Source organism: Sulfitobacter sp. F26169L (assembly GCF_026410285.1).
In the GTDB taxonomy this organism is placed as follows: domain Bacteria; phylum Pseudomonadota; class Alphaproteobacteria; order Rhodobacterales; family Rhodobacteraceae; genus Sulfitobacter.
Map to the genome: position 1 here is coordinate 113841 of NZ_JAPMLP010000008.1, position 26981 is coordinate 140821.

The 26981-nt window shown below is 54.8% G+C and carries 23 protein-coding genes and 1 tRNA gene; 10 read left to right on the top strand and 14 right to left on the bottom strand.

The annotated features are described in order from the left end of the window. Positions 1-554 precede the first annotated feature (554 nt). The 8 genes from OS189_RS15520 (at position 555) to OS189_RS15555 (ending at position 10278) form a co-directional block, all read left to right on the top strand. Positions 555-923, top strand: a complete 369-nt coding sequence (locus OS189_RS15520; protein WP_267168245.1) for a hypothetical protein — start codon at positions 555-557, stop codon at positions 921-923. Continuing rightward, positions 920-1528, top strand: a complete 609-nt coding sequence (locus tag OS189_RS15525) for a TetR/AcrR family transcriptional regulator (RefSeq protein ID WP_267168246.1) — start codon at positions 920-922, stop codon at positions 1526-1528. Before OS189_RS15520 ends, OS189_RS15525 begins: the two co-directional genes overlap by 4 nt. Further along, positions 1525-2883 (top strand): efflux RND transporter periplasmic adaptor subunit, encoded by a 1359-nt coding sequence (locus OS189_RS15530; RefSeq protein WP_267168247.1) that lies wholly within the window; start codon positions 1525-1527, stop codon positions 2881-2883. The genes OS189_RS15525 and OS189_RS15530 overlap by 4 nt, the downstream gene beginning before the upstream one ends. 41 nt (positions 2884-2924) lie before the next feature. Further along, on the top strand, positions 2925-6005 hold the full coding sequence (locus OS189_RS15535) for an efflux RND transporter permease subunit (RefSeq protein ID WP_267168248.1): 3081 nt from the start codon (positions 2925-2927) through the stop codon (positions 6003-6005). A 281-nt stretch (positions 6006-6286) separates the two neighbouring features. After that, the gene (locus tag OS189_RS15540; protein ID WP_267168249.1) at positions 6287-7153 is read left to right on the top strand and encodes a glycosyltransferase family protein; all 867 of its coding nucleotides are present in this window, start codon (positions 6287-6289) and stop codon (positions 7151-7153) included. A 53-nt stretch (positions 7154-7206) separates the two neighbouring features. Continuing rightward, positions 7207-7283: transfer RNA gene (locus OS189_RS15545), tRNA-Arg, on the top strand. A 360-nt stretch (positions 7284-7643) separates the two neighbouring features. After that, entirely contained in the window at positions 7644-8993 is a 1350-nt protein-coding gene (gene gdhA, locus OS189_RS15550; RefSeq protein WP_323380242.1) for an NADP-specific glutamate dehydrogenase, read from the top strand. Positions 8994-9183: 190 nt separating this feature from the next. Continuing rightward, a complete protein-coding gene (locus OS189_RS15555; RefSeq protein ID WP_267168250.1) occupies positions 9184-10278 on the top strand; it encodes a TRAP transporter substrate-binding protein in 1095 nt (364 codons plus the stop codon). A 54-nt stretch (positions 10279-10332) separates the two neighbouring features. Here OS189_RS15555 and OS189_RS15560 read toward each other — a convergent pair whose 3' ends face one another. The 12 genes from OS189_RS15560 to OS189_RS15615 all read right to left on the bottom strand — a co-directional run bounded on the left by OS189_RS15560 (position 10333) and on the right by OS189_RS15615 (position 22772). After that, complete coding sequence (locus OS189_RS15560) at positions 10333-11724, bottom strand: TRAP transporter large permease (RefSeq protein WP_267168251.1); 1392 nt, start codon at positions 11722-11724, stop codon at positions 10333-10335. Further along, complete coding sequence (locus OS189_RS15565; protein WP_267168252.1) at positions 11724-12299, bottom strand: TRAP transporter small permease subunit; 576 nt, start codon at positions 12297-12299, stop codon at positions 11724-11726. The genes OS189_RS15560 and OS189_RS15565 overlap by 1 nt, the downstream gene beginning before the upstream one ends. A 132-nt stretch (positions 12300-12431) precedes the next feature. Then, on the bottom strand, positions 12432-13523 hold the full coding sequence (dctP, locus tag OS189_RS15570; RefSeq protein WP_267168253.1) for a TRAP transporter substrate-binding protein DctP: 1092 nt from the start codon (positions 13521-13523) through the stop codon (positions 12432-12434). A gap of 19 nt (positions 13524-13542) precedes the next feature. Further along, a complete protein-coding gene (locus OS189_RS15575; RefSeq protein WP_267168254.1) occupies positions 13543-14868 on the bottom strand; it encodes a TRAP transporter large permease in 1326 nt (441 codons plus the stop codon). Beyond that, positions 14858-15358 (bottom strand): TRAP transporter small permease subunit, encoded by a 501-nt coding sequence (locus OS189_RS15580; protein ID WP_267168255.1) that lies wholly within the window; start codon positions 15356-15358, stop codon positions 14858-14860. Before OS189_RS15580 ends, OS189_RS15575 begins: the two co-directional genes overlap by 11 nt. A gap of 251 nt (positions 15359-15609) precedes the next feature. Then, complete coding sequence (locus OS189_RS15585; RefSeq protein WP_267168344.1) at positions 15610-16866, bottom strand: D-amino acid dehydrogenase; 1257 nt, start codon at positions 16864-16866, stop codon at positions 15610-15612. Between the two features lie 119 nt (positions 16867-16985). Continuing rightward, the gene (gene rnk / locus OS189_RS15590) at positions 16986-17417 is read right to left on the bottom strand and encodes a nucleoside diphosphate kinase regulator (protein WP_267168256.1); all 432 of its coding nucleotides are present in this window, start codon (positions 17415-17417) and stop codon (positions 16986-16988) included. 467 nt (positions 17418-17884) lie between these two features. Then, entirely contained in the window at positions 17885-18757 is an 873-nt protein-coding gene (locus OS189_RS15595) for an amino acid ABC transporter permease (RefSeq protein ID WP_267168257.1), read from the bottom strand. Positions 18758-18766: 9 nt separating this feature from the next. Beyond that, a complete protein-coding gene (locus OS189_RS15600) occupies positions 18767-19615 on the bottom strand; it encodes a transporter substrate-binding domain-containing protein (RefSeq protein WP_267168258.1) in 849 nt (282 codons plus the stop codon). Positions 19616-19638: 23 nt separating this feature from the next. Beyond that, positions 19639-20451: an amino acid ABC transporter permease gene (locus OS189_RS15605; RefSeq protein WP_267168259.1), complete on the bottom strand. Its 813-nt coding sequence runs from the start codon at positions 20449-20451 to the stop codon at positions 19639-19641. Continuing rightward, positions 20452-21195 (bottom strand): amino acid ABC transporter ATP-binding protein, encoded by a 744-nt coding sequence (locus OS189_RS15610; protein WP_323380243.1) that lies wholly within the window; start codon positions 21193-21195, stop codon positions 20452-20454. Positions 21196-21332: 137 nt separating this feature from the next. Beyond that, the gene (locus OS189_RS15615; RefSeq protein WP_323380244.1) at positions 21333-22772 is read right to left on the bottom strand and encodes a DUF6880 family protein; all 1440 of its coding nucleotides are present in this window, start codon (positions 22770-22772) and stop codon (positions 21333-21335) included. Positions 22773-23004: 232 nt separating this feature from the next. On the opposite strand from OS189_RS15615, the gene aspS reads away from it, so the two are divergent. Beyond that, positions 23005-24783: an aspartate--tRNA ligase gene (gene aspS / locus OS189_RS15620; RefSeq protein ID WP_267168260.1), complete on the top strand. Its 1779-nt coding sequence runs from the start codon at positions 23005-23007 to the stop codon at positions 24781-24783. A 45-nt stretch (positions 24784-24828) separates the two neighbouring features. Here aspS and OS189_RS15625 read toward each other — a convergent pair whose 3' ends face one another. After that, the gene (locus OS189_RS15625) at positions 24829-25305 is read right to left on the bottom strand and encodes a hemerythrin domain-containing protein (protein ID WP_267168261.1); all 477 of its coding nucleotides are present in this window, start codon (positions 25303-25305) and stop codon (positions 24829-24831) included. A gap of 205 nt (positions 25306-25510) precedes the next feature. Here OS189_RS15625 and OS189_RS15630 point away from each other — a divergent pair, with 205 nt between their 5' ends. Next, complete coding sequence (locus OS189_RS15630) at positions 25511-26248, top strand: GNAT family N-acetyltransferase (RefSeq protein ID WP_267168262.1); 738 nt, start codon at positions 25511-25513, stop codon at positions 26246-26248. Here OS189_RS15630 and OS189_RS15635 read toward each other — a convergent pair. Further along, on the bottom strand, positions 26245-26964 hold the full coding sequence (locus OS189_RS15635) for a response regulator (RefSeq protein WP_267168263.1): 720 nt from the start codon (positions 26962-26964) through the stop codon (positions 26245-26247). The two genes, OS189_RS15630 and OS189_RS15635, sit on opposite strands and share 4 nt — an antisense overlap. Positions 26965-26981 lie beyond the last annotated feature (17 nt).

Consider the following 26981-nt stretch of genomic DNA (forward strand, 5'->3'; position numbering starts at 1 on the left):
TAAAGCGTGCGCACCTGCTTTGGTGGCAGTTTTTGGCACGCTTAACTCCATTGGGCTAAAACCTTCTGGCCGGATTAGATTGCTCGCTGCAGTCCTAGAAGGACGAGTTGCGTCGGAGTGGTGACGCCTCGTTGACAGGCTTGCCATGAAGCTCAAGGTGCAGATGCTTCGTGCTAGAGAATTCGTCCGGCCACGCGAAACTTGTGCGTGTCTATCAGCCGCACGATTACTCTTCCCTAGATATTCATTCGAAAAGACAGCTAAAATATTTTGCGTTGAATTAATAAAAATTCAACCTCACTTCGGAAGCTGAATTTCCGAGCCAGAAAATTCGCGCTGCGACATCATCGTATAAGTTCGACGTCACTATTGCGCACCGGACTAACCCGTGAGTAATTCGATTGTCTGACGCCAGAACAGTTGCAAGCTTTTTTGAATGATGTATGGTTATAGTACTATAACCATTCCTTCGTCAGCCTTATTCCCGTTTCAGTTGAATGGAGTTCGAACTTGTGAAAGTTGCGATTGGACGAAAAACAAGCCCATCCAGACAGATGAGAGGCATTGCACTGGTTGCAATTGTGTTCGGGCTGGTCACATTGTTTTCCGGCGGCAGCGTCTTGTTTGGCACCGGCAATGCCCGCGAAATGGCGGGCGCCTATGTTCCGTTTGTTGTCATGTTCAACTTCATTGCCGGATTCATTTACATCCTCGCTGGGGCCGGCATCTGGCAAGGGCGCGCTTGGGCATTCAAGCTTTCCATACTGATCGCGGTTGCAACGGCAGCGGCGGCATTGATCTTTGGTGCTTTAATCCTTCAGGGCAGCGCCTTCGAGGTGCGAACCGTTGGTGCGCTGGCTGTCAGGACGGGCTTTTGGACAGTGATCGCGCTTTTTCTGCACGGACGGACAGGCCGCCTATGAAAGAGCGGAAATCGCAACAGGATCGTAAAGCCGAGATACTGCAGGCTTCTCTCGATCTGGCCTTTGAGGCGGGACCGGATAGACTGACAACGGGGATGATAGCGGATAGGCTCGGGCTGACGCAGCCGGCGATCTACAAGCACTTCAAAAACAAGGAAGATATCTGGCAGGGTGTCGCCAACAGTCTATGCGACCAGATTTTGGCTAATATTGTAAAGTCGGGGGAATCATCACCGACGCCTGATAGTCGCATTCGAAAGCTTGTTTTGGGTCACCTGCGTCTGGTGCAAGTCAATCCCGCCCTGCCGCAGATTATGGTGATGCGTGACCCTACAGAGGCACAAAGCGCATCCCTCACACAGATCAGGGCGAGCATGTCGAAGTTCCGTGAGGAGTTACTAGACACGATTCGCCAAGCGCAAGCAGCCAGGCAGCTCCGTGCGGATATCAGCGCGTCAGATATTGCCGCCTTGATTTTCGGGATCATACAAGGCCTTGCATTGAGGCTGCTTCTTACGCGTGATCCCGAGATATTGTTGAGAGAAGGGGAACGGCTGCTGGATTTGCAGCTATCGCTACTAACATCGGAAGGAGACAGTATTTGAGAAATGTCTTGAAACTGCTGTTCGTTACGGTGCCGCTGGTTGCGATCGGGGCCGGCATACTTGCCTATACCATTGCAAACCGTCCACCTCCCGAGCGTATCGCGCTAACAGAGCGGCCTACGCCGGTGCGCGTGATCATCGCGCGCAACCGGGCTGTCACTCCCAGTATCGTCGGATTTGGCCTGATCAATCCGGCCAGAACCTACGAGGCAATCGCGCAGGTGGGTGGCACGGTAAGCTATATGAACCCCGGCTTGGCGAAAGGCGCGATTTTGCCATCCGGCGCCGTGTTGATCCGTCTTTCTCCGGCTGATTTCAATCTCGCCATAGCGCAAGCCGATGCCAATATTCGAGCCGCCGAGGCACGGTTGGAGGAATTGACGGTGTCCGAGATCAACCAAACCGCGTCGTTGGAAATCGAGAAACAGACTTTGGCACTGAAAGAAGCGGATCTGGACCGCGCCGAAACCCTGCTGTCGGGCGGCACTGTTCCAGCGACAGTGCGTGATGCGGCCCGAGCGGCACTTTTGGCGCAACGCCAAAAAGTCCAGAATGTCGAAAGCGCGCTGGCTTTGCTGCCAACACAGCGCACGGTGCAAACCGAGCAGATTGCCGTTTACCGATCAAACCTCGAAACTGCGAAGCTGAGCCTTGAGCGCACTGAACTGACGCTGCCCTTTGCCGCGCGGGTTTCTTCTACATCTGTAGAGGTTGGGCAATTCGTGAGGGTCGGCCAGACCGCAGCTGTGCTGAACGGCATCGACGCTGCCGAGGTGGAGGCGCAAGTTTCGATCACGACAATGCGCAATTTGATGCAATCGACAGACCGAGGCGCTGACTCCGTCCCGGTCGATCCGTCAAGGATGACCGAAATTCTTCGTGACATGGGTCTTTCGGCAGAGGTGCACTTGCGGCTGGGTCAGGATGTTTTGACATGGGCCGCGTCGGTAGAGCGAATAAGCGATACAATCGATCAGAAAACCGGAACGTTAGGCGTGATCGTTCGTGTTGATTCCGCCTATACAGATGCAAAACCCGGCAAGCGCCCGCCTCTGACCAAGGGGATGTTCGTCGAAGTTACCTTGAAGGCGCAACAGATCAACGGTTTCGTCGTTCCGCGTAGCGCCTTACGGGATGGGCAACTGATGGTGGCTGATGCGGAAGACCGGTTGCACCTGCTTCCGGTGGGGTTTGATATGGTGCAGGACGGGATCGCCGTGATTACAAGTGGCATCGCTGAGGGCGCGCGCATTGTTGTCAGCACACCAAGCCCGACCATTTCGGGTATGCTGTTGGACGTCACCGAAGACCGGGCCTTGATGGCGCAGCTTGCTGCGCAGGGCAGCACAGAATGATCAGGTTCTTCGCGGGTCATCCAACTATTGCGAACCTGCTGATGATCTTCTTCCTCGTGACGGGTCTATTCGTGGCGCCAACCCTGTTGCGCGAAACCTTCCCGCGCGCCGATCAGAACGAAGTGGAAATCGCAGTACCTTATCCGGGTGCGCGCCCTGAAGACGTTGAAAGTGCGATTTGCAAGCGCATTGAAAACGCGCTTGATGCGGTGACGGGCATCGAGCGTCATTCTTGCGAGGCGCGGGAAAGCTCCGCGCGATCCGTAGTGAAGATGCGCGAAGGTGAGAATTTCCAAAGCTTCATGGCGGAAGTGAAGTCCGAAATCGACGCGATCACCGATTTTCCTGATCGTGCCGAAACCGCCCGTGTCAGACCGTTGGATCAGACCGATTTCGTGGCCTCGGTTGCCATCACCGGCCCCGCTACCAGAACCGACCTGAAAGACTACGGCGAGCAGGTGCGCACGCGTATGCTGCAATGGGGCGGTATTCCCAAAGTTGATCTTCGAGGGTTTTCTACCCGTGAGTTGCAGATCGGCCTGAGGCCCGAGGCGCTGCACCAGTTCGGCGTTTCTGTTTCTGATATTGCACGGGCAGTGCAGGCGGGCAGTCTGGATCTACCGGCGGGCACTATCGAGACCTCAACCGAGACCCTGCTGATCCGCATTGCCGAGGAACGGCGCGATGTTAACGATCTGGCGGGCTTAATTGTGCGTTCTTCAGCAGGGGGAGGTCAGGTCCGGCTGGGAGATATTGCCGAAATCACCGAACAGTTCGCGCTGGAAGATGATGCGGTTGTGTTCGACGGGCGGCCCGCGGCAATTCTGGATATCCACAAGACCCGTGCTGAGGATTCACTGCGCATCATCGACGCACTAGACGCTTTTTTGACATCCGAGCGCCAACAGGCGCCGCTGGGGGTGATCATGGAAATCAGCACCGATGCGGCCTCGGTGGTGCGTGATCGTTTGACGTTGGTGGTGGTCAACGGTTTGCAGGGATTGGCGCTGGTTTTTCTGGTATTGTGGCTGTTCTTTGGCTTTCGGTTTTCGTTCTGGGTCACCATGGGCCTGCCAGTTTCGTTTATGGGAGGCGTCGCGCTGATGGGGTTGGTCGGTTATTCGCTCAACCTGATGACCACACTTGGCTTGCTGATCGTCATCGGGTTGTTGATGGACGACGCTATTGTCATCGCCGAGAACATCGCCCGCTTGCGTGAGAAGGGACGTAGTGCGATGGACGCTGCTGTTGATGGCGCGGTGCAGGTATTTCCCAATGTGCTTGCATCATTCGGCACAACAGCGATGATTTTCGGGTCATTGGCGTTCTTGGAAGGTGATCTTGGCGCGATTCTGCGGGTTGTGCCGGTGGTGATGTTATTCGTGTTGATGATTTCGCTGATAGAGGCGTTTCTGATCCTGCCACATCATCTTATCCATTCTCTTGAGACGCGCACAAAGCCGAGCGGTATTTCGGCCCGTGTCGAAGCCGCTATCGTTTGGGCGCGCGAGCGGTTTGTGGGGCCGCTGGTGGATTTTACCATTCGCTGGCGCTATGTGACGGCGGGCGCGAATATTGCGGTTTTGCTTGTCTCGGTAGCCATGCTGACGGGCGGCTACCTGAAATTCACCGCTTTCCCGGAACTGGATGGTGATACGATTGTGGCGCGTGTTCTGCTACCGCAAGGCACGCCGCTATCACGCACCGAAGCGATTGTGGCTGAACTGGAGGACGGGCTTGCGCAGGTAAATGAACAGCTATCACCAGAGCAGCCTGATGGCGCGGACCTGATCCGCCATATCTCGGTCTATTACGGCCTCAACCGTGACGCATTTGAAACCGGCGCTCATGTCGCCACTGTCAGCGTCGATTTGCTGCCTTCGGCAGACCGTGTCAGCCGCCCCGATGCAATTATGCAGTTATGGCGCGAGATCGTCGGTCCGGTTCCCGATGTGATCAGCTTGAAATTCGCTGAATCGACCATTGGTCCGGCTGGCATCGCCATTGACCTGCGCCTGAAAGGAGATGATCTAAAGATACTTAAATCAGCCTCGCTCGAATTGCAGGACTGGTTGTGGCAATACAACGGCGTCACGTCCGTTCTGGATGATTTGCGACCAGGAAAGCGGGAACTACGCATCACTCTAAATGATGCCGCCGGACCATTGGGTGTGACGGCAGCGATGATCGCCGACCAGCTTCGCGCAGCTTATTTCGGGATTACAATCAGCGAAATGCAGATCGATGGAAGCTTGTTGGAGGTCACAGCACAGTTGGCTGCTCAGGCGCGGAGCAGTGAACGGGTATTCGATAATTTTATTATCACCAGTGGCAACGGATCAAATGTACCGCTTGGGGTGGTAGCGCATGTCGAGACCGGACAGGGATATGCCCGCATCAACCGCGAGAACGGTGTCCGCACTGTGACGGTGCAGGGTACAATCGACACGCGCGTCGCCAATGCTAACGCAATTGTCGACGATACGTTGGCCCGTTTCGTTCCCGACCTGCGGGCGAACTATCCGGGAATTGCGGTCACTGTCGAAGGTCAGAATTCCGAAGCAGGGAAGACCCAGAAATCGATGCTAAAAGGGTTTCTCTTCGGGCTGATCGGGGTGTTTCTACTCCTTAGCTTTTTGTTTCGATCCTATATCGAGCCGGTAGTGGTCATGATGGTCATTCCGCTGTCACTGCCCGGCGCAATATTCGGCCATATGGCAATGGGGTTGGACTTTTCTATGCCTAGCATGTTGGGGTTTGTGGCGCTGGCGGGCGTGGTGGTTAATAACTCGATCCTGCTGGTCGATTTCGTGAAACGCGAACATGGTGATGCGTCGACTGTTGCTATTGCTGCGGGCCGCGCTGCGCGCGCCAGATTCCGAGCGATTTTTCTGACCACCACCACGACAGCCGCGGGACTGCTCCCAATTCTGACGGAGACAAGCCTGCAGGCACAAATCCTGATACCTCTGGTGGCCAGCTTGGTTTTCGGCCTGCTGACGGCCAGCCTTATCGTTCTCTTCGTTCTTCCCGCCATCTATGCGATTCTGGACGACCTCGGGCTCAGTTCTTTGGCCAGAGAACGGCGGACCGCGGCTGCGAACGATCCGACACTGGTTTAAGGTAGGGGAGCAATCGGACCGCTAAAAAACTGCGTCGACGCATTTTGATGTTTTGCAGGCTACTAAGATGGCTGGATTGTAACCGAAGAGGATGACAATCGTGTTAAGGGGGGCAGAAACTCGTCATTCTCCGCGAGAAAGGTGCCGAAATATCCTGACGATAAAATCAGAATATTCTAAGGGACATTGAAGGACTGCAACCTTAAGCTATGCCGACTATTGCCGCTACTTGATCCGATACCTTCCATCGGATAATTCCAGACAAACGCCGAGGCCAATCGATGAAAATTTGTGCCATTACGATGGTCCACCAAGACTACTGGGCGATAGAGCAATGGTACCGATATTATGGTCGCCATTTGGGCAATCGTAATCTGTACATAATTTCGCATGGATATGATCCAGAGATCGAACGCCTCTGTCCCGAAGCCAGCATTATTACGATCCCGCGGGACGAGTTGAAGAACTTTGATAGGGTCCGGCTGCGTTTGATCAACGGCATCCAGTCGGGTCTGAACAATATCTATGACTGGGTTATCCAGACCGACGCGGACGAGCTGGTGTGCTTCAACCCCGATAACTACAATTCTTTTGAGGCGCTGTTCAAAACAACGTCGGCGCCGGCACTTTTTGCCCTTGGTCTGAACCTCGCAGAGATTGAAGGGGACATCCCCTTAAGACCCGAGGACAGCGCGCTGACACACCGCAAGGTCGCATGTGTAACCGGAAATTACAGCAAGGCATGGGCAGTCCGAAAGCCAATCCCATTGCGCTGGCACGGCGTCTTTTGCGGTTATCGCAAGACCGATGATTTTCCGTTTGAAATGCCGGACGATGTTTTTTTCGTGCACCTCAAACATGCCAACTCCGAAGCGCTAAAGCTCACCAACGCCACGCGCAAATCTGTTGCGGATACAGTGGGGGAAGATTGGAACGTAAACGGTTGGGCCAATCCCGATTTTCATGCCAAAAGATTCTATCGCAAGCTGGCCGCTGTTCAAGAACTGCCTTGGCCGGAAGCGGTGGCGTTGGGATATGAGCAAATCAGGGAAAACCCTGTAAGAGACGCAAAACGGGGTATCGTAAAGCCCCCGTTTATTAATTATGTGTGCCGAACGATACTCCCTGACTGGTTTCAAAATGTTTAAGGTTTCACTCTGCTATTGATGGAAGCTAAACCTTAGCGCATAAGCGTCAAAGTGGTCCCGTAGCTCAACTGGATAGAGCACCTGACTTCTAATCAGGATGTTGGGGGTTCGAGTCCTCCCGGGATCGCCATAAGGCACAGTGTTGTTGGCATTGATCGATTGCGACGCGCAGGTTGCAAATCGGGTCGGTTGTTTTTTGACTCGATGATCTAAACTTTAATCACGCAAAACACTGGAGGCCCCGGCGACGCCTGTGGCATCAATTTTTGCATTGGCAAACTGGGACAAACCGGACTAACGCATATTTTCTACCCGCCAGTACGAATTACGCGTTGGATATATTTTCAGGGTGTGGCAAAACACGGCAAACCAGATTGCCTGAACAGAACCTCTTGCAAGATCTCACATCTTTCGGGGCAGGGCTGTAGCGCCATTGCATCTTTGCCGATCTTGGGCGAAATCAGGGAAGAAACCAAGGAAAGTATGTATTGTGAACGAGATAGTCGAAAAATTACAACCGATCCTGCGCACTATTGAACACCGCAACGCGGGCGAGGCGGAATTTCATCAGGCCGCGCGCGAGGTGCTGGAAAGCCTTGGGCGGGTGATTGAACGGCATCCCAAATACTCCGATGAAGCACTGATCGAGCGGATTTGCGAACCGGAGCGACAGATCATTTTCCGCGTTCCGTGGATTGATGACGCCAATCAGGTCCAGATCAACCGCGGCTTTCGGGTGCAATTCAACTCGGCCCTCGGCCCGTACAAGGGTGGCTTGCGCTTTCACCCTTCGGTCAATGTCGGGATTATCAAATTTCTCGGCTTCGAGCAGACGTTCAAAAATGCGCTGACGGGTATGCCCATCGGCGGCGGTAAAGGCGGTTCCGACTTTGACCCCAAAGGCAAATCAGACCGCGAGATCATGCGGTTCTGCCAATCGTTCATGATCGAACTGCACCGTCATATCGGCGAATATGTCGATGTCCCTGCTGGCGATATCGGTGTTGGCGCGCGTGAAATCGGCTATATGTTCGGCATGTACAAGCGTCTGAACAACCGCTTCGAAGCAGGTATCCTGACGGGAAAAGCGCTGTCTTACGGTGGATCACGCGCGCGCAAGGAAGCGACCGGATTTGGCACCACATATTTTGTCCGCTCGATGCTGACGCGTCAGGGGACGGACTTTGATGGCAAACGTTGTGTTGTTTCAGGCTCTGGCAATGTGGCGATTTATGCCATGGAAAAGATCATGGCTTTCGGTGGCAAGGTTGTCGCGTGCTCGGATTCGGGCGGTTATATCGTTGACGAGGGCGGGATTGATCTGAACCTGATCAAACAGATCAAGGAAGTCCGTCGTGGTCGTATTTCGGAATATGTCGATCTGAAAGGTGGCGATGCCCAATATGTGAAGGGCGGATCAATCTGGCACGTTCCTTGTGATATCGCGATGCCCTGCGCGACACAGAATGAACTGGATGGCGCGGACGCAAAGGCGCTTATCGAAAACGGTGTCATCGCTGTAGCAGAAGGTGCCAACATGCCTTGTACGCCCAAAGCGGTCCAAATGTTCCAGACGGCCAAGGTTCTGTTTGCACCGGGTAAGGCAGCGAACGCGGGCGGTGTTGCAACCTCTGCACTTGAAATGCAGCAAAACGCCAGCCGCGACAGTTGGTCGTTTGAAAAGACCGAAACGAAGCTGGCCGAAATTATGCACGGCATCCATGAAATCTGTGACGAGACTGCAGATGAGTATGGCGCACCGGGAAATTATGTTCTCGGGGCCAATATTGCGGGCTTTGTGCGTGTCGCGGAAGCGATGGATGCAATGGGTATTATCTGACGCGAAGGGTGGGCAAACCCTTTGTCCACCCACATAAATCCGCCCGAAACTAAATTTGCGGAAATTCAGTCCCAGCCTGTCTGGACATTATGTCTCCCAGAGATTTAGCTGTAAGCGCAGGTTGTTATGACCGCCATGCCAAATAAAACGGAGTACCGTCTGGCATGTCATCTCATTTTGGGAGGTCCCAATGGATCGTCGTTCCTTTATCAAGCGCGCCGGCGTTGCAGGCGTAGGCGCAACAGCAGCCACCCTCGCGGCTCCGGCCATTGCGCAAGGCAACATCACGTGGCGCATGGTTACTACATGGCCAAAAAACTTTCCCGGTCTGGGTGTCGGGGCGCAGCGCCTTGCCGACCGTGTTACAGCCGCATCCGGCGGCCGGCTGACAGTGCAGGTTTACTCTGCCGGTGAACTGGTCCCGCCGTTGCAATCGCTGGATGCTGTCATTGATGGCACCGCCGAGATGAGCCACGGCGCCGCGTATTACTGGCAGAACAAATCACCCGCCCTGTCGTTCTTTACTGGCGTTCCTTACGGAATGACCACACCCGAACTGACAGCATGGATGCGCTATATGGGCGGTCAGGAAATTTGGGATGAAATCTATGACCAGTTTGGCGTTCAGGGCTTTTTGTCCGGCAATACAGGCACCCAGACAGGTGGCTGGTTCCGTGACGAGCTGAAAAGCCTTGAGGACATCAAAGGCGTACGTTTCCGCACACCCGGCCTTGGCGGTCGCGTTTGGGAAAAACTGGGCGCAACTGTTACCAACATGGCGGCGGGCGAAATTTTTCAGGCGTTGCAGTCCGGTACGCTGGACGCAGCCGAATTTGTCGGCCCCTACAACGATCTGGCGCTGGGCTTCCATCAGGTTGCTAAAAACTACTACATGCCGTCATTTGTTGAATCCGGTCTGGCGACAGAACTGGTTGTCGACAAGAAAAAGTATCAGGAATTGCCTGATGACCTACAGGCGATCATCCGCGATGTAGCGCAGGCCGAGTATGATCAGGTGTCCGCCGACTTTATCGCTAACGATCCACGCGCGCTGCGCACGCTGGTCAATGATCACGGCGTAACTGTACGGAACTTCCCCGATGACATCATGGAAGCAGGTGCAAACGCGTCTGTCGAGGTTATTCAGGAGCTGCGTGAAAGCGACGATCCGTTGGTCAAGAAGACTGCCGAAAGCTTTATCGAGGCGCTGGGCCTTGTGCGCGAGCGGACAGAGAAAATCGACGGTCCGTACGTGACAGCGCGTCAGAGATTCCTGAAGTACTAAAAGGTTTTCAGCGAAAATCGAAAGGCCCGACAATCGCGTCGGGCCTTTCTTGTATTAACCGGCAATCAACCGCGGCAACCATGTGACAATTCCGGGGAATATAAACAGGATTGCAATTGCGGTGATCTGCAACACCACAAAGGGCAGGATGCCTTTGTAAATCGCCGAGGTTGGCAAATCATCCGGCGCAACCCCACGCAGATAGAACAAGGCAAATCCGAACGGCGGCGTCAGGAACGATGTTTGCAGGTTCACGCCCACCAACACGCCCAGCCAGACAGGATCAACATCCAGCATCAGCAGAACGGGTGCGGTGATCGGGATAACGATGAAGATAATCTCGAATGTATCAAGGATGAAGCCCAGCACAAACATGATCGCCATAACTACAGCCACCGCCATCAGCGTACCACCGGGCAGGTTTGACAGGAACTCATGCACCAGATTGTCACCCCCCATAAGCCGGAAAACAACAGAGAACACTGAAGCGCCCAACAAGATCACAAAAACCATGGATGTAATCGTTGCTGTCGCGACAGCTGTTTCCCGCAGGATTGTGAAGGAAAGACGCCAGCGGATTGCGGCCAGTATCATCGCGCCGATTGCGCCGACCGATGCAGCTTCTGTCGGGGTGGCAATACCGCCAAGGATCGAACCGAGAACCGACAGGATCAACAGCATCGGCGGGAGCAGCGAAACAACGACCTCGCGCAGCAGGTCTTTCTTTTCTTCCTGTGGAACGGGCGTTGCAGGGCAGCTTTCGGGATCGGTGAACGCCTTGAAGATGGTATAGGCAAGGTACAGCCCCACCAGCAGAAACCCCGGCAACAACGCACCTGCAAACAGATCACCGACCGAAACAGCGGTCGGAGCAAAGTTGCCCTTTGCCATCTGCACCTGCGAGTTTATGCCCGACAGCATGTCGCCCATAAAAATCAGGACCGTAGAAGGCGGGATAATTTGGCCCAGCGTTCCGCTTGCGCAGATCACACCTGTTGCCAGCTTGGGGTCATACCCCGCCCGCAGCATCGCCGGCAGCGAGATGAGCCCCATCGTGACCACAGTGGCCCCGACAACACCTGTAGACGCTGCCAGCATGGCTCCCACAATGATCACCGACATGCCCAGACCGCCGCGCAGGTTGCCAAACAGCTTGCCCATGGTCAGCAACAACTGCTCGGCGATGTTGGATCGTTCCAGCATCACGCCCATGAAAATAAAGAGGGGCACCGCGACCAGCACTTCGCTGGTCATAAAACCGATGTAGCGGTTGGGCAGCGCACCGAAATTCGACGGGTCGAACACGCCGAACGCCATGCCCATCGCGCCAAACATCAGCGAAACACCCGCCAGCGTAAACGCCACCGGAAAACCCAACAGCAAAAAGGCGATAATGCCAAAGAACATCAGCCCCGAAAGAAGCTCTCCGATCAGAACAGGATCCATCACGCAACTCCCCCGGTGTCAGACAGCGGGTCGTCCGCGCTGTAACGTTGTGAAACTGGCAGCAGATCGGAACGGCCCGCCAGCACCAGAACAGAGCGCAGGATCATGCCGATACCCTGCAGGGCAAGCAGGCCGACAAAAACGATGATAAAGCTTTTGAGAATATACAGTCCCGGCATTCCGCCGACGTTTGCAGAAGCTTCAGAATAGCTCCACGCGCGCATCACGAAAGGCATGGAGTAGGTGTAAACAACCGCACAGAACGGCAGCAGAAACAGAACGGACCCCAAAAGATCAACGAGAGCTTTGGTCCTCGGCTTTGCAGGGCGGTAGAATATGTCAACGCGCACATGATCACCGCGCATAAGCGCAAAACCGGCAACCGCCGTAAACATCGCGCCATTCAACCAGATATAAAGATCCTGCATCCAGACATAGGAAGCCGCGAACAGATATCGCTGCACAACCACGGTAAAACAGACCAGAACGATGCCCAGCGACAGCCATGAAAACACATGGCCAACGAGTGCGTTCAGCCCGCAAATCGCCCGAAATATCATTGCCAAGACGCGCATACCATTTCTCCAAAAGCAATTTGCGTGGCTCTAATTGTCACGAATACCACCACCGTACAATACGACGCACCAGAGATAAAATGCGAAAGGCCCGCAAAATGCAGGCCTTTCACTCATCGGATCAAGAGTAGATCAGTTACCGGCGCAAGCGCGCAGTTTTTCTACATCAGGGCCGTTAGGAGTACGGCCAAGGTTGAACGGTGCGGATGCATCGCGCCACTTGGAATAATCGCTCAGATACTCAACCATGCTGAGGTAAACTTTTGCGCTGTCAGGGTTTTCACAAGCGGTTTCTTCGATGGTTGTGTTCGCCATGTCCTGAATTTTCGCCAGTGTTTCGTCATCATAGCGGGTGATTTCGATGCCTGCATCCTTGAACTGCTGGTAGGCTTCTGTGGCGCGCTTTTCAGTAAACGCAAGCGACCAGATCAGGTTTGCGTCCGCCGCAACCTGCAGCATTTCGCGTGTCTCGTCAGACAGGGCATCCCATGATGATTTGTTGATCATCACACCAAAAATCGATGCCGACTGGTGCCAACCCGGCGTTGCCCAGAACTTTGTCACCTGCTGGAAACCACCGGAGAAATCCACGTTGGGTGTGGAGAATTCGGCGCCGTCAATTACGCCACGCTCAAGCGACTGATAGATTTCGCCACCGGCCATGGAAATCTGGCTGCCGCCGAGTTTTTCCAGCAGGCGACCCTGCTCAAGGCCGGAAAGACGCAGGCGCATGCCTTCGAGATCGGCAAGCGTTTCGATCTTTTTGTTGGTGCGGAAACCGGATTCGTTGTTGGTTACGCCGTAGGGCAGGTAAACCATGTCGAATTTGCCGTAGATTTCGTTGTACAGCTCTGCGCCGCCCCACTGCTGGATCCAGTTTACGTAGTCAACTGCGTTGAACAGCGACGCTGTTGTGGCAAGCGGAGAGAATGCAGAGTTACGGCCAGCCCAGTAACCGGGCCAGTCGGCACCGGCCTGAATGGTGCCGGATTGTACCGCGCCGAAAACTTCGCCTGCGGGAACAAGTGCGCCGCCTTCAAAGAATTCGATGGTCAGGTCGTCGCCTGTCAGCTTGTTGGCAAGCTCGACAAAGTGCTTGTCGATTTCGATCAACTCAAGCGATGTGGGCCATGTGGTTGTCATGGTCCAGCTTTCCTGCGCCATGGCAGCGCCGGACAGGCCGAGCGCCGTTGCGGCGGTGGCGATAAAGTGAGTCAGTTTCATGAGAAACTCCTTTCTTGGGTTATTTGGAATAGAGAGTGTCAGGCAGCCACAGCACCAGCTGCGGTAGCAGGGCAACCGCGACACACATCGCGATGATGATGCCGATGAACGGCAGTACACCTTTGATGATATCGCTGGTACGCACCTCTTTTGGCGCGATTGCGCGCAAATAGAACAATGCATATCCGAACGGTGGCGTCAGGAATGATGTCTGCAACACAAGTGCCACCAGCACAACAAACCACAGCAACGACACATCCGGCATCTCCTGAATGATTGGCAGGAAGATCGGGAACGACAGCAAAACAATGCCTGTCCAGTCGAGAAACGCCCCCAGAATAAAAACGATCAGCAGCATCGTGGCAATCAGCAGCCATGGGGCCATGTCAAAGTTGCGAATGATCTCTTGGGTCGCGCGCAGGCCGCCCGTGATGTTGAAAACGCCTGTAAACGCGGTCGCACCAACTACGATAAACAGGATCATTGCCGAAGTACGTCCGGTTTCCAGCATCGCAGAATAGAAGTTCTTCAGCGTGAAACGCCCGCGCAAAATTACGATCAGCAGTGCAAGGGCTGCACCGATGGCGGAGGCTTCTGTTGCGGTGGCGATGCCTGCCAGAAGCGAGCCGAGGATACCTAGAATCAGGATCAGCGGTGGAACTGCTTCAAATGCCAGCATCCGCAACAGCGCACCGCGAGAGATCTTTTCATCGGGCTGAACAGCCGGAGCAGATTTGGGATCGAAGATTGCAACAATAACGACCCACACCGCATAGAGCAGACCCAACAGAACACCGGGGATCATCGCACCGGCAAACAATTCACCCACAGACAACGGTGAATAGGATGCCATCAGGATAAGCATGATTGATGGGGGAATGATGATGCCCAGACAACCTGACGCCGCGATAACGCCCGTAGTCAGCGTGGGCGAATAGCCATACTGCAACATCGGGCGCAGGGCCATTACACCCATTACAGTGATCGATGCGCCCACAATACCCGTGGTCGCGGCCAGCAGGATAGAGATGAAAACAACCGCCAGCGCCAGACCGCCGCGCACGTTTGACAGTAGGAGCCGCAGCGCTTCAAACATCCGGTCCGTGACACCACTGTCAGACAGAAACCTTGCCATCAGAATAAACAACGGAATGGCGATCAGCACAAAGTTCTCTAGAACCTCGCCAAAAATGCGGTTGATCACAATGCCCAGCACCATTGGCTTGCCTGCGATCAAAGCACCCAGAACAGCCGTGCCGCCCAGAACAAAGGCCAGCGGATGGCCCATAAAAAGACCAGTCAGAAGCAGGCCAAACATGCAAAGGGCGATAAGTTCAGGCGTCATGGTGTGGAACCTCGCGACCAAGGACAAGTTTCAACGTTTCGGCAATGCCTTGCAAGAACAACAGCCCCGCCGCGACAGCCATAGACATTTTGACTGGATAAACCGGCAGCTGGACCGATCCGTAAGTGGTTTCACCCTGATTCCAAGAGGTAAGCGCAAAATCCCACGAGCGGGTCATAAAGACCCAAGCAAAAGGAAAGAAAAAGATAAGATAACCGGCGACTTCGACCCAGCGGCGCGCGCCTGATCCCAGCTTTTCGGTTACCAAATCGACGCGTACGTGCGCCTGATGGCGCAATGCGTACCCGCCCAGCAAAACAAAATAAAACCCGTAAAGCTGTTTCGTCACGTCAAACGCCCAGCGAGTCGGATCATTGAAGGCGTAGCGCATGACAACATCAAATATGATGATCGCGGCAAAAATGACCGCGACAACCGAGATGACCCGCCCGACCGCCTCGTTCAAACTGTCGATTGCTTTGATTATCATGAGACACCTTGTTCACAAAGAATTGAGGCAACATGATCCAAATTTCAGAAGAGTTTCAAGCACAATTTGTGGTTGATAGATCGCCCGAAGAGGTATAGGGGCAACGACCTTTGATCGAAAATTTTTTCTAAAGGATAACAAGTTACCGGACGCATCGCGTGTCTGCTTCGATATATTGAATGAAAAGATCCCGTCAGGAGATCAACGTCGATCGCGCTCCCGCAACATTGCTCTTGTCGGCGGTTGAGACGTCATCCGTAACGTGCTGCGGTCAGGCCATCCATTGATATCTCCGGCTGTTTGCCCAGCACAACATCCGCGACAGCGCGGCCTGATCCGCAGGCCATTGTCCAGCCAAGCGTGCCGTGCCCCGTGTTCAGGAAAAGGTTGTCGTATTGCGTCGGGCCCAGAACGGGTGTTCCGTCAGGTGTCATCGGGCGCAGACCGGTCCAGCCTTCGGCACGCGAAATGTCACCACCTTTCGGAAACAGATCGTTGATCACATGCTTGACCGTGTCTGTAGCGTGCGGGCCAAGCCTGTCCGAATATCCGGCAATTTCTGCCTGACCCGCAACGCGGATACGATCGCCCAGACGGGTAATTGCCACCTTGTGCGTTTCATCCATTATCGTTGACTGCGGAGCAAAAGCATCATCGGTGACCGGCAGGGTCACAGAATAGCCTTTGACGGGATAAACAGGCAGCTTGATACCGATCGGGTTCAAAACGCTTACGGCATAGCTTCCCATGGCGCAGACATAAGCATCACCAGTGATACGCCCCGCAATTTCTGTATCTACGCCGGCAATTTTGCCGTTTTCTACCGCGATAGATTTGATTGACTGACCATATTGAAATTCCACGCCCATTTCGACGCATTTTTCGGTCAACGCGATGGTGAACATGCGGCAATCGCCCGTGCGGTCGGCGGTCAGTCGCAAGCCGCCGACAAATTTGTCGCTAACCTCTGCCAGCGCCGGTTCGGCATTGATGCAGGCGTCACGGCCCAAAACTTCATAGGGAGAGTCATACTCTGCCAGAATGTCCTGATCCGCCTTTGATGCTTTCATCTGTTTTGCAGTACGAAAGAGTTGCAAAGTACCTTGCGCACGTCCGTCATATTCAATGCCTGTCTCTGCTATCAGTTCCGGCATCACATCGCGCGAATAGCTGGAAATACGAACCATGCGGCCTTTGTTGATCCGGTAGCTTTCTTCGTTGCAGTTGCGCACCATCTGCACACACCACTTCCACATCGTCGGGCTGATCAAAGGCCAGATGAATAGCGGGCGGCGCTTCATAAACATCCATTTAACCGCTTTTAACGGAATGCCGGGAGCTGCCCATGGCGATGTCATTCCGTAACTCAACTGGCCTGCATTGGCATAGCTGGTTTCCAGCCCTGGCCCGGTCTGGCGGTCAATCACGACAACCTGCGCGCCTTGCTTGGCCAGATAATACGCGGTGGTGACACCGATCACACCTGCACCCATCACAACGATTTTCATCACTAACGCCTTTCGCATGCGCCATCTGGCAAGGTTTTGCCAAATCGGGAGGGATCATCCCCTGTTTAACGGGCACCATGTCACAGAAATGGTGCCCATAGAATTTAATTGATGTGACATCAGGCCTCGGTGGAGGGTTGTTCCACCTTGATGATCGTCAGGGTGCGACGCTGGTCCTCACGGGTGTCCCAGTAAAAGACAGCCCCTTCGGCCAGCCCCAGCAGAGCCACCCCGATGGGCGTCATCACGGATACACGAAGCTGGGTGATGTCGGCCTCTTCGGGGTAGACCAGCACAACAGACTTTTCCTGCCCCGTTGCCTCGTCGCGGTAGGTTACGGTGCTGCCCATGCTAACAACATTTGCAGGCATTTTTGCCGCTGGCACAACGCGCGCGCGCCCGATCTCTTCGAACAGGCGGTCTGCCAGCGCGGGGTGGCGCCGCATCATGCCGTCAGCCAACCCTTCAAGATGGGCAAGATCATCTGCGTTAATCACAACTTTCGGGTTACGTTTGCTGGGCTTTTTCGGTGTTTGGGTCGCGGTGGTCATCTGAAAAACTCCTTTGGTTAATCTTTGATTTGTAGGGCAGGGCCGGATTACGGATGGTGGTTGGTGCACATCTGGCGGCAGGTCTGTGGTGGGGTCGATCCGGCCTGAGAGTATTCAGGCAACTGCTGATCCAAGCTGTCCCGCAGGAACATTACGAAAGCGGAAGTTTCTAGGGCAGACGGATGCGTGTTCGAGAAGCCAGATCATAGTTTAACCCCGAGCGATATGCGCCGTTTTCACGTTTCGGTAATGTGAGGAAACCCCGGTAGGTTAGAAAAGCGTAAACGCCCCTAGACCGCCCGGGGAAAGGGGCGGTTCAGCAATAGAAACCGGAAATGATTTGCGTGCTTCATCATAATGAAAAAAGGTAGGTACAAGCGGTTCAATAGTCAATGCTGTACAATAAATGTGGTCACGCTGGTGACAAAAATGGCCCGAAATCCGCCGGTTGGCTATGTTGCGGGGTTTCAGGGCGATTTTTCCAATCTGCGAAACAGCATCGACAGGCCGAAACACAAGACAAAGTAAAACCCTGCCGTGGTGATCCACGCCTCGAATATCAGTCGGGTCGACGCGACCAGCTCGACGGTCTTGTAGGTCAGCTCCTGCACGGAAATAAGCGATATGATCGAGGTGTCCTTGATCAGGCTGATAAATTGGTTGGCCATTGGCGGCACCACCTTGCGCAGGGCTATCGGCATCACAATAAAGCGCATCTCCTGATAGCGGCTCATGCCGATGGCACGCGCGGCCTCGCGCTGGCCTTTGGGCACCGACTGGATGCCTGCGCGCACGATCTCACCCACAAACGCGGCTTCGAACATCGCCAGCACCAGCACTCCTGAAACCAGCGAGGGAAAGCGGCGCATTTCGCCAAAGAAAAACTCCCAGACCGGCGCGCTGTCACTGCGTGCAATGCTGCGTGACCATGAATTCAGGTTCAGCGCGTCGATCAATTGCTGAGAGAGGAAAAAGAAGAAGATGAAGATAATGACAACCGGAGGAATATTGCGCAGCAATTCAAGATAGGTGCGCGCCAGCAGCCGGATGGTCAGGTTTTCCGATACACGGGCAATACCCAGAACTGTGCCGAAAATCAGCGCAAGGATACCTGCATAGATACTGATCCTGATTGTTGCAAACAGCCCCTGCAACAGCAGATTGGCAAACCACTCGCCGCGGTCTTCGCGGTAGCGCAGGATATAATCGGGGATCAGCTCCCAACGCCATTCATAGTTGAGCGTGCCTTCGACCCGTATCACCACATAGCCGACGATCCCCGTCAAAATGACGAGGATCAGCCAGTCAAGCCAGCGTAATTTGGTAATGAACGAGGGCACGCGCGTGGCTTATTGGTTAACCTGATCGGCCCAGTCTTCTGTCTTGAACCAGTAATCGTTGCGCTCTTTCAGCCAGCCGTTTGCGTGGCGCACGGCAATCCAGTTGTTGAAAAAGTTCAGCGCGTCAACGTCGCCCTTACGCACGGCAAAACCTTCGCCGGTTGCAAGGAAGGGAGTATCGAACGGGATCGACAACGTGTCGGGATAGCGGCGCACTTCGATAGACGGTGTCGGCTCGGCCTGCATGTTTGCATGGGCGTTGCCGTTCAACACTTCTTGCGTGGCTGCACCGTCTTCGTCGAACAACAACAGCTGCGCTTCGGGGAAAAGCTGCGCGATGGTAGAGGCAGGCGTGCCACCACGGCGGGCGGCAAAGGTCACATCGGGGCTGTTGTAATCTTCCAGCGTGAAACCCTCGGTCATTGCCGTGTTCGCCAGAATGGTCAGGCCGGAATAGCCGTATGGGTCTGTAAAGTTCACCGTCAGGTTGCGCGCGGGGGTGATCGACATGCCCGAAATGATCACATCAAAGTTGCCCGATACAAGCTGGGGAATGATACCATCCCATGCGGTTGGCACAAATTCGACATCCACACCCATGTCTTCGGCAAGCGCACGACCCACATCAAGTTCGAACCCGATCAATTCGCCGTTCTTGTCGCGCATGGACCAGGGCGTAAAGATAGACAGCCCGATCCGGATGACGCCGTCTTTCTTGATCGTTTCGATCACGGATTCGGAGCTGATGGATTGGGTGGCGGATTGGGCCAGCGCCGGCAGGGTGAACACAGTGCTTGTCAGGGCTGCAAAAGCCAGTCCAAGCGCGTTTGACATGATTTTTCTACGTGTGGTGGACATCAGGAATTCCTTGTTGGGTTTTATCAGGTTTCGGGCTGAAAGCGCCTTTCGACAGCGGAAACGCCGAACGACAGGATCAGGGTTAGTACAAGATATACGGCTGCAACCGTAAACCAGATCTCAAAACTCATGTATGTGTCGGAAATAATGTTGCGCCCGACGGTCGTAAGCTCGGCCACAGCGATTACGCTGACAATGGCAGACGATTTGATCAGGTGAACAACTTCGCCCGTAAGGGGGGGTAACATGATGCGAATTGACTGGGGTAAAATGATATAATGGTAAGCCTGTGCACGGCTCATCCCGATAGAGGCTGCTGCCTCCCACTGGCCGACAGGAACCGAGTTGATGCCCGCGCGAAAAATCTCGGAGATCAGCGCCGAGTGGAAGACCGCCAGCGTCAGCATTGCGGCTGTCCAACGGTCAAGCCCGAAGACCGGCCCTAAAACGTAGTAGAACAGATACAACAGAACCAGCAGGGGGATGTTGCGGATGAATTCCAGATATCCAACCGCCACGCCCTTACCCACCAACAGGCCGGACAGACGCAGCAAAGCAACGCCAAGCCCCAACAACAGCGCCAACGCAAATGACGACACCGACAGTACGATTGTCGCCCAAAGACCCGTCAAAATCTCGCCCGCCTGAAACCCGTCGTCGGTAAAGCGGTAAAGATACTTGGGCACCTGATACCATTGCCAGTTATAGCCCATATTCTGCGCACCGGTGTAGGACACAAAACAGATCAATCCCACGATTGCCGCATAAAGCGTGATCGCAATGGCTGGCGTGTTCAGCACACGCTTTAATGTCAGGGGGCGGTTGGCGGCAGGCACTTAATGCTCCAGAATTTGGTCAAGGAACATCCGCGCGCGCGCGCTCGCGGGGTTGGTAAAAAATGTCTCCGGCGGAGAGATTTCGACAATGCGCCCGACCTCCATAAAGACCATCTTGTCGGCCACCTTGCGTGCAAAGCCCATTTCATGGGTGACAACAACCATCGTCATGCCGGTCTGCGCCAGTTCAACCATCACATCCAGAACCTCGCCGATCATTTCGGGGTCCAGCGATGACGTCGGTTCGTCAAACAACATTACACGCGGCTCCATACACAGCGCGCGTGCGATCGCGACCCGCTGCTGCTGCCCCCCTGACAGCTGCGCAGGACGTTTTTCGGCCTGTTCGGGGATGCGCACACGTTCAAGATACTTACGTGCTGTCGTTTCGGCTTGCGCCCGGCTGAGTTTGCGCACTTTCATCGGGCCGATGATCAGGTTTTCCAGAACTGTCAGGTGAGGAAACAGATTGAATTGCTGAAACACCATCCCGACATCCTGACGCAACTGCCGGATGTGCGGCGCGTCCTCATACAACTCTGCGCCATCTATAGTCAGATGTCCGGTATCGTGGTTTTCCAACCCGTTAAAACAGCGGATAAGTGTGGATTTTCCGGACCCTGACGGCCCGCAAACAACGACACGTTCCCCCTTGTGAACGGTTAGGCTGACATCGGTTAGCGCTTTGAAGTCGCCAAATGACTTGCCGATGCCCTGCGCGACAATGATCGGTTCTTTCGACATATCGCTTCGCGCTCCCGTTCCTTTGAAGCCAAGGTAAAGTAGCATCGCCTGTAAGCAACCTGTTTAACCGGCATATTTAACAATTTTCAGGGAGCGGTTCACCAGAACGCTGTGTACAGGGCGGAATTTTCTGCGGCTTAAGGCAGCTTTGCCCAGAATGATGTCTTGTGACGATGTGCGGCGCGCAGGCTTTCCATATAGATTTGATGGGATGGAAATCTGCCGTAATCTGCAATGTCGTTATCCGCAGCCGCGCAATCCTGTATATGATCGGCTGCTTGTGCGTAACGGTTGGTGCGGCTCTGCCAGAGGGCGTGATTGATCATCGACCGCCACAGCAACACTGCAGCGAGAGGATATTTGTTCCGAAGCGTATCGGCTGCGGGTGCCAGAATATGGGCGAAATCGTCGTCCAGTTCTGCAATGCGGCTTTCGATCAGGCGCGCGGCCATCGCCGGATCAGGCCAGTCGATGAAAAACTGCAATGCGGTGAATGCATCCTCGAACGCCAGCGCGTGGTCTTTTGCGCCGTCCTCAATCTCGATATCCTCAAAGTCCGGCAAAAGTTTCAGATAGTCCCGTAGCATCTGGCCATCGAGCGTCTCGCAAAAACAGGTCCAGCGATGGTTTTGTGCATCCTCAACGCGATCAAGCGCAAGCAAGCTGTCGATATAGGCAGCATCCCATTCGGTTCGTCCCGCGCCGTTGTCGATGTCTGCCCCTGTGAGAATATCCAGTGCTTCCTCTGCGCGGGCGGCATCCAGCAACAGACGCGCAACTTTCGCAGCGATGCGGGGGCGGGCAAGATCGCTGCTCCTGTATTGCGCAATAAATGTGTCCAGATCACCTTGGACGGTTGCGATGTCCTGCAAAGATGATTGTATCAATCGCGCCTTGCGATCAGCGGCAAAGCTGCCACCGCTGCTGCGCAGATCCCGCAAAAACTGTAGGGCGGCGTGGTCTTCGCCGGTTTCCAGCGGGGCATCCTGATAGGCGATTACCAACGCCTTTAATTGCGCCAGTCCCTCATCCCCCAGCGCGGGGGCAAGCAGGGGGATGATCCCGTCGAATTCACCATAGCTGTTGGCGCGCAACGCATCCCAAACCCGCACCGCCAGATCAGTCGGGCTGAGCTGTGCACACGGTGCGATATCGCCAAACCGCGCCAGTGCCGCGCGAAACACATCACCCACATCGCCGCGACTGTCATCAACACGTTCATAAACCGATGGTGCCAACTCGATAAATTGCCACAGCAGATCAAACGCCTCTGCCGGCGCGTCGGGTGCGATTTTTTCGGTGATCATCTCCGCCTGTGTGCTCAAATCCCTGACCAGCGCCTTGCGCTTGCGCCATCCGACAAAACTACGTGATTTACGGATTGATGCCAGACGTTTGCGCACATCGCGCGCCAGCTCCTCTGCCCCCAGATTGTGGCTCAATTCCAGCCGTAGCCGCCGCTTTATCTCGGCGCTGCCCGTGCTGACCTCGATCAACAGGCGGGCAAGTTTCTGTGCGCCAAGGGCGGCAAGGTTTGCTTCATTCAGGGTTTTCTTTGACATATCTGCTTTTGACATCGGGTGCGCCGGATGGGAAGGGCAGCAGGCATTTGTTGCACTTCGGCTCGCGACACGGGCTTGCCTTGCTTGCCAGTAGCAGTGTTTTAGCGCCGCAATACCCTTCGTTTCAGGCGGTTTCTCGGCCCGTCCTCTTGACTTCGCAGCTTGTGCGCGGTGTAGCTGCGCGCGATATATCCGTTTTGGCGCAGCCATCGCCGCGCCATATTCGCTGAAAACAAAAGGGACCGCCATGCACGCCTACCGAAGCCAGACCTGCGCCGAATTGAATGCCTCGAATGTGGGCGATAATATCCGCCTGTCCGGCTGGGTGCATCGCGTACGTGACCACGGCGGGGTTTTGTTTATCGACTTGCGTGATCACTACGGTATCACACAGTTGATTTGTGATCCCGACTCGGCCGCATTTGCCGAAGTCGAGAAGGTGCGCGCAGAGTGGGTCATTCGCATTGACGGCGAGGTAAAAGCGCGCGCGCCCGAACTGGTGAATACAAAAATACCGACAGGCGAGATCGAAGTGTTTATTCGCGACATCGAAGTGCTGGGCCGGGTAAACGGCGATCTGCCGTTGCAGGTGTTCGGAGAGCAGGAATACCCCGAAGAAACCCGCCTGCGCTACCGTTACCTCGATCTGCGTCGTGAGAAGATGCAGCGCAACATGATCCTGCGCTCGGACGTCGTGGCCTCTATCCGCCAGCGCATGTGGGCACAGGATTTCAAGGAATTCCAGACGCCGATCATCACAGCTTCTTCACCCGAAGGGGCGCGCGATTTTCTGGTGCCATCCCGCCTGCATCCGGGCAAATTTTATGCCCTGCCGCAAGCGCCGCAGCAATTCAAACAGCTGTTGATGGTGTCCGGCTTTGACAAGTACTTCCAGATCGCACCGTGTTTCCGTGACGAAGATCCGCGCGCAGACCGCTCGCCTACCGATTTTTACCAGCTCGACCTCGAGATGTCCTTTGTCGAGCAGCAAGACGTGTTTGACACTATTCAGCCCGTGCTGACCGGCATTTTCGAAGAGTTCGGCGGAGGTAAATCCGTCGATCAGGAATGGCCGCAGATTTCCTATAAGGATGCCGCGTTGTGGTATGGCTCTGACAAGCCGGACCTGCGAAACCCGATCAAAATGCAGATCGTGTCCGAACACTTCGAGGGGTCAGGCTTTGCTATATTTGCCAAACTGCTGGAGCAAGAAGGCACGCAAATCCGCGCGATCCCCGCACCCACAGGCGGCAGCCGCAAATTCTGCGACCGAATGAATGCCTTTGCCCAAAAAGAAGGGTTGCCTGGAATGGGGTATATCTTCTGGCGTGATCAGGGCGAGGGGATGGAAGCAGCCGGACCGCTGGCCAAGAACATCGGACCAGAGCGCACGGAAGCCATTCGCCAGCAACTTGGCCTTGGCGTCGGTGATGCGGCGTTTTTCCTTGGGGGTAAGCCTAAAACGTTTGAAAGCGTTGCAGGCCGTGCGCGCAATGTGATCGGTGAAGAACTGGGCCTGACCGAGAAGGATCGCTTTGCGTTTGCGTGGATTGTTGACTTCCCGATTTACGAAAAAGACGAAGAGACCGGCAAGATCGACTTTGAGCACAACCCGTTCTCTATGCCACAAGGCGGTATGGAAGCGCTGAACGGCGACCCGCTGAACGTGTTGGGATACCAGTATGATCTTGCCTGCAACGGGTATGAGCTTGTGTCAGGCGCGATCCGTAACCACCGCCCCGAAATCATGTTCAAAGCGTTTGAAATTGCCGGTTACGGCGAGGAAGAAGTGCGCAAGCGGTTTGGCGGTATGGTTAACGCATTCCAGTACGGCGCACCGCCCCACGGTGGCTGTGCGGCAGGGATCGACCGGATTGTGATGTTGCTGGCCGAGGAAAGCAACATTCGCGAGGTGATCCTGTTCCCGATGAACCAGCGCGCGGAAGATCTGATGATGAACGCGCCAAGTGATCCGACATCGGATCAATTAATGGAACTGGGCCTGCGCGTAATCCCGCAGGATTAAACTTACAACAGCGCCGCGGATAACTGCGGCGCTGATTAGGGTGCCTCAATCTTCCAGACTATCGGCTTTTTTCTGTTCGATCAGTGCGCGCTCTTCCTTTTTGCGCGCTTCAAATTGCATACCAAAGCCATCATTCTGTTCCTCACCGATCACCTGCTTGGCGCGGTCAAAAACGTCCTGCTCTTCTTCGTCCATGTGATGTTCGTAATCATGTTTGAGCGTTTTGAAACGGGTCAGCCAGCCAGAGGATGACATGTCCATCCCGTTCAACTCCTCCATCAGATCATCAAGCTGCTGGTGCTCGTGGACTGAATGGCGCGCGGCATCTTGCCCCCATGTTTCGGAAATAAGTTTGGAATAAAACGTCTCCTCTTCCGCGGCGGCGTGAGATTTTACATCTTCGTAAAATTCCTTCCACTTCTTGCGGCGTGTTTCGCTGTCTCCGCTGGTCTGTTCGAGTTCGTCCAACAGTGCACGATGATTATTGTGATCTTCTGTAATGGCATCATAAATGGAAGGCATGGAATTCTCCTCAGAACTGTTTTGCGGTATAACTTTTGGCGCCGCTCAATAGTTCCCGAAACCCCGACAGAAGGTCTCGGGTTTTGCATTTCCTAACCATCCGAAACGATATGCTGTCGAAAACCGGCGCAAAAGGAGTGTATTCTAACGATGAGGTGGGAATTCTGTGCTTGGCGCGCCGCAAGTTGCAGCATATCCATAGCCGATGAACACAAACACACCTTCCGGCGCACCCCTTGGCGCAATCGTTGAAAACTGGTCGATCCCGCCGCGCCCGGATTGGCAAGTGCAAGAAGGTGCGTACGCGCGGCTTGAGCCACTGAACGCCGATGCTCATGCTGCCCTGTTGCACCGTGCTTTTTCTGGGCATGATACTTTGTGGGATTATATGCCTTACGGCCCGTTTTCGTCTGCATCGCAATATCACCGCTGGGTGCGCGAATACGAGCAGCGCGATGATCCGTCATTTTATGCAATCAAGAACCTGCAAACCGGCAACTGGGAAGGCGTGGCAAGTTATCTGCGTATTAACCCGGATGCCGGATCGATCGAGGTGGGGCACATCAACTTCAGTCCGGCACTTCAACGAACCCGCGCTGCAACCGAAGCCATGTATCTGATGATGTCGTGGGCATTTGATGCAGGTTACCGGCGCTATGAATGGAAGTGTAATGCGCTGAATTTGGCATCGCGCCGAGCCGCACAGCGGCTTGGTCTGAGCTATGAAGGCGTGTTCCGGCAGGCGGCTGTTGTGAAAGGGCGCAACCGCGATACCGCTTGGTTCGCTGCGATTGATGCGGAATGGCCCGCACTGAAGGAAGCCTATGCCGCATGGCTGGCCCCCGCCAATTTCGATGGAAATGGTGTCCAGCGCGAAAGCCTTGGTGATATGACGCGGCTTGTGCGTGTTCTGGACGATCCGGCGTTGTCGTCACAGCGTTAAATCGCTATTTTGTTTGCCAATCGTTGTTGGATAAGCCCGCAAATCTGCGCCGTTTCGGATGCAGCTGTTTTTCCGGCTGCCCGTTTGTCCGCCAGTGCGCGCGCTGCGTTTTCCATATTCCCGTCCTCGACAGATCGTGCGACCCCTTCGAGGAATTGCGCAATATAATCCAGCGCCTGATCGTCGGGGGCGTTTTCTAACAATTCGGCGGCGTAATTCATATCGTCGTGATAGGCGATCTGGTCGGGGGATACCTGCTCGTCCACAACGGCACGCAGGCCGGCAGGCTGACGATCGGTAGGAAGTGCCGCAAGAATAAGCTGCTGGAAAACGGCAAGAGACGTGATCGGTTTACTTAAAAACCCCTGCGCACCTGCGGCGATGGCTTCCCCCTCCAGCGTGTCATCGCCGGATGTGGCCAGAACCACGCTTCGCTCCGTTTCGACGTGGGCCAGTTCTGCGATCAGGTCGGCGCCGTTACCGTCCGGCAACCCCATATCAACCACCACAACAGAGGGGCGGTACACTTGCAGATGGCGGCGGGCCGAGCGGATACAATCGGCCCGCCTGATCCGCGCACCGGATCGCAAGCAGAGCAACCGCATCGCTTCGCAGGCGTATCTGCTATCTTCGACCACCAGCACAGTAAGACCCAGAAGCGGGCGTGCGGCGGTTGGGGCCGGATAATTGGCCGCGAAAGGGTCGTTGGTGTCCATTCTGGTCTCCGATTCCA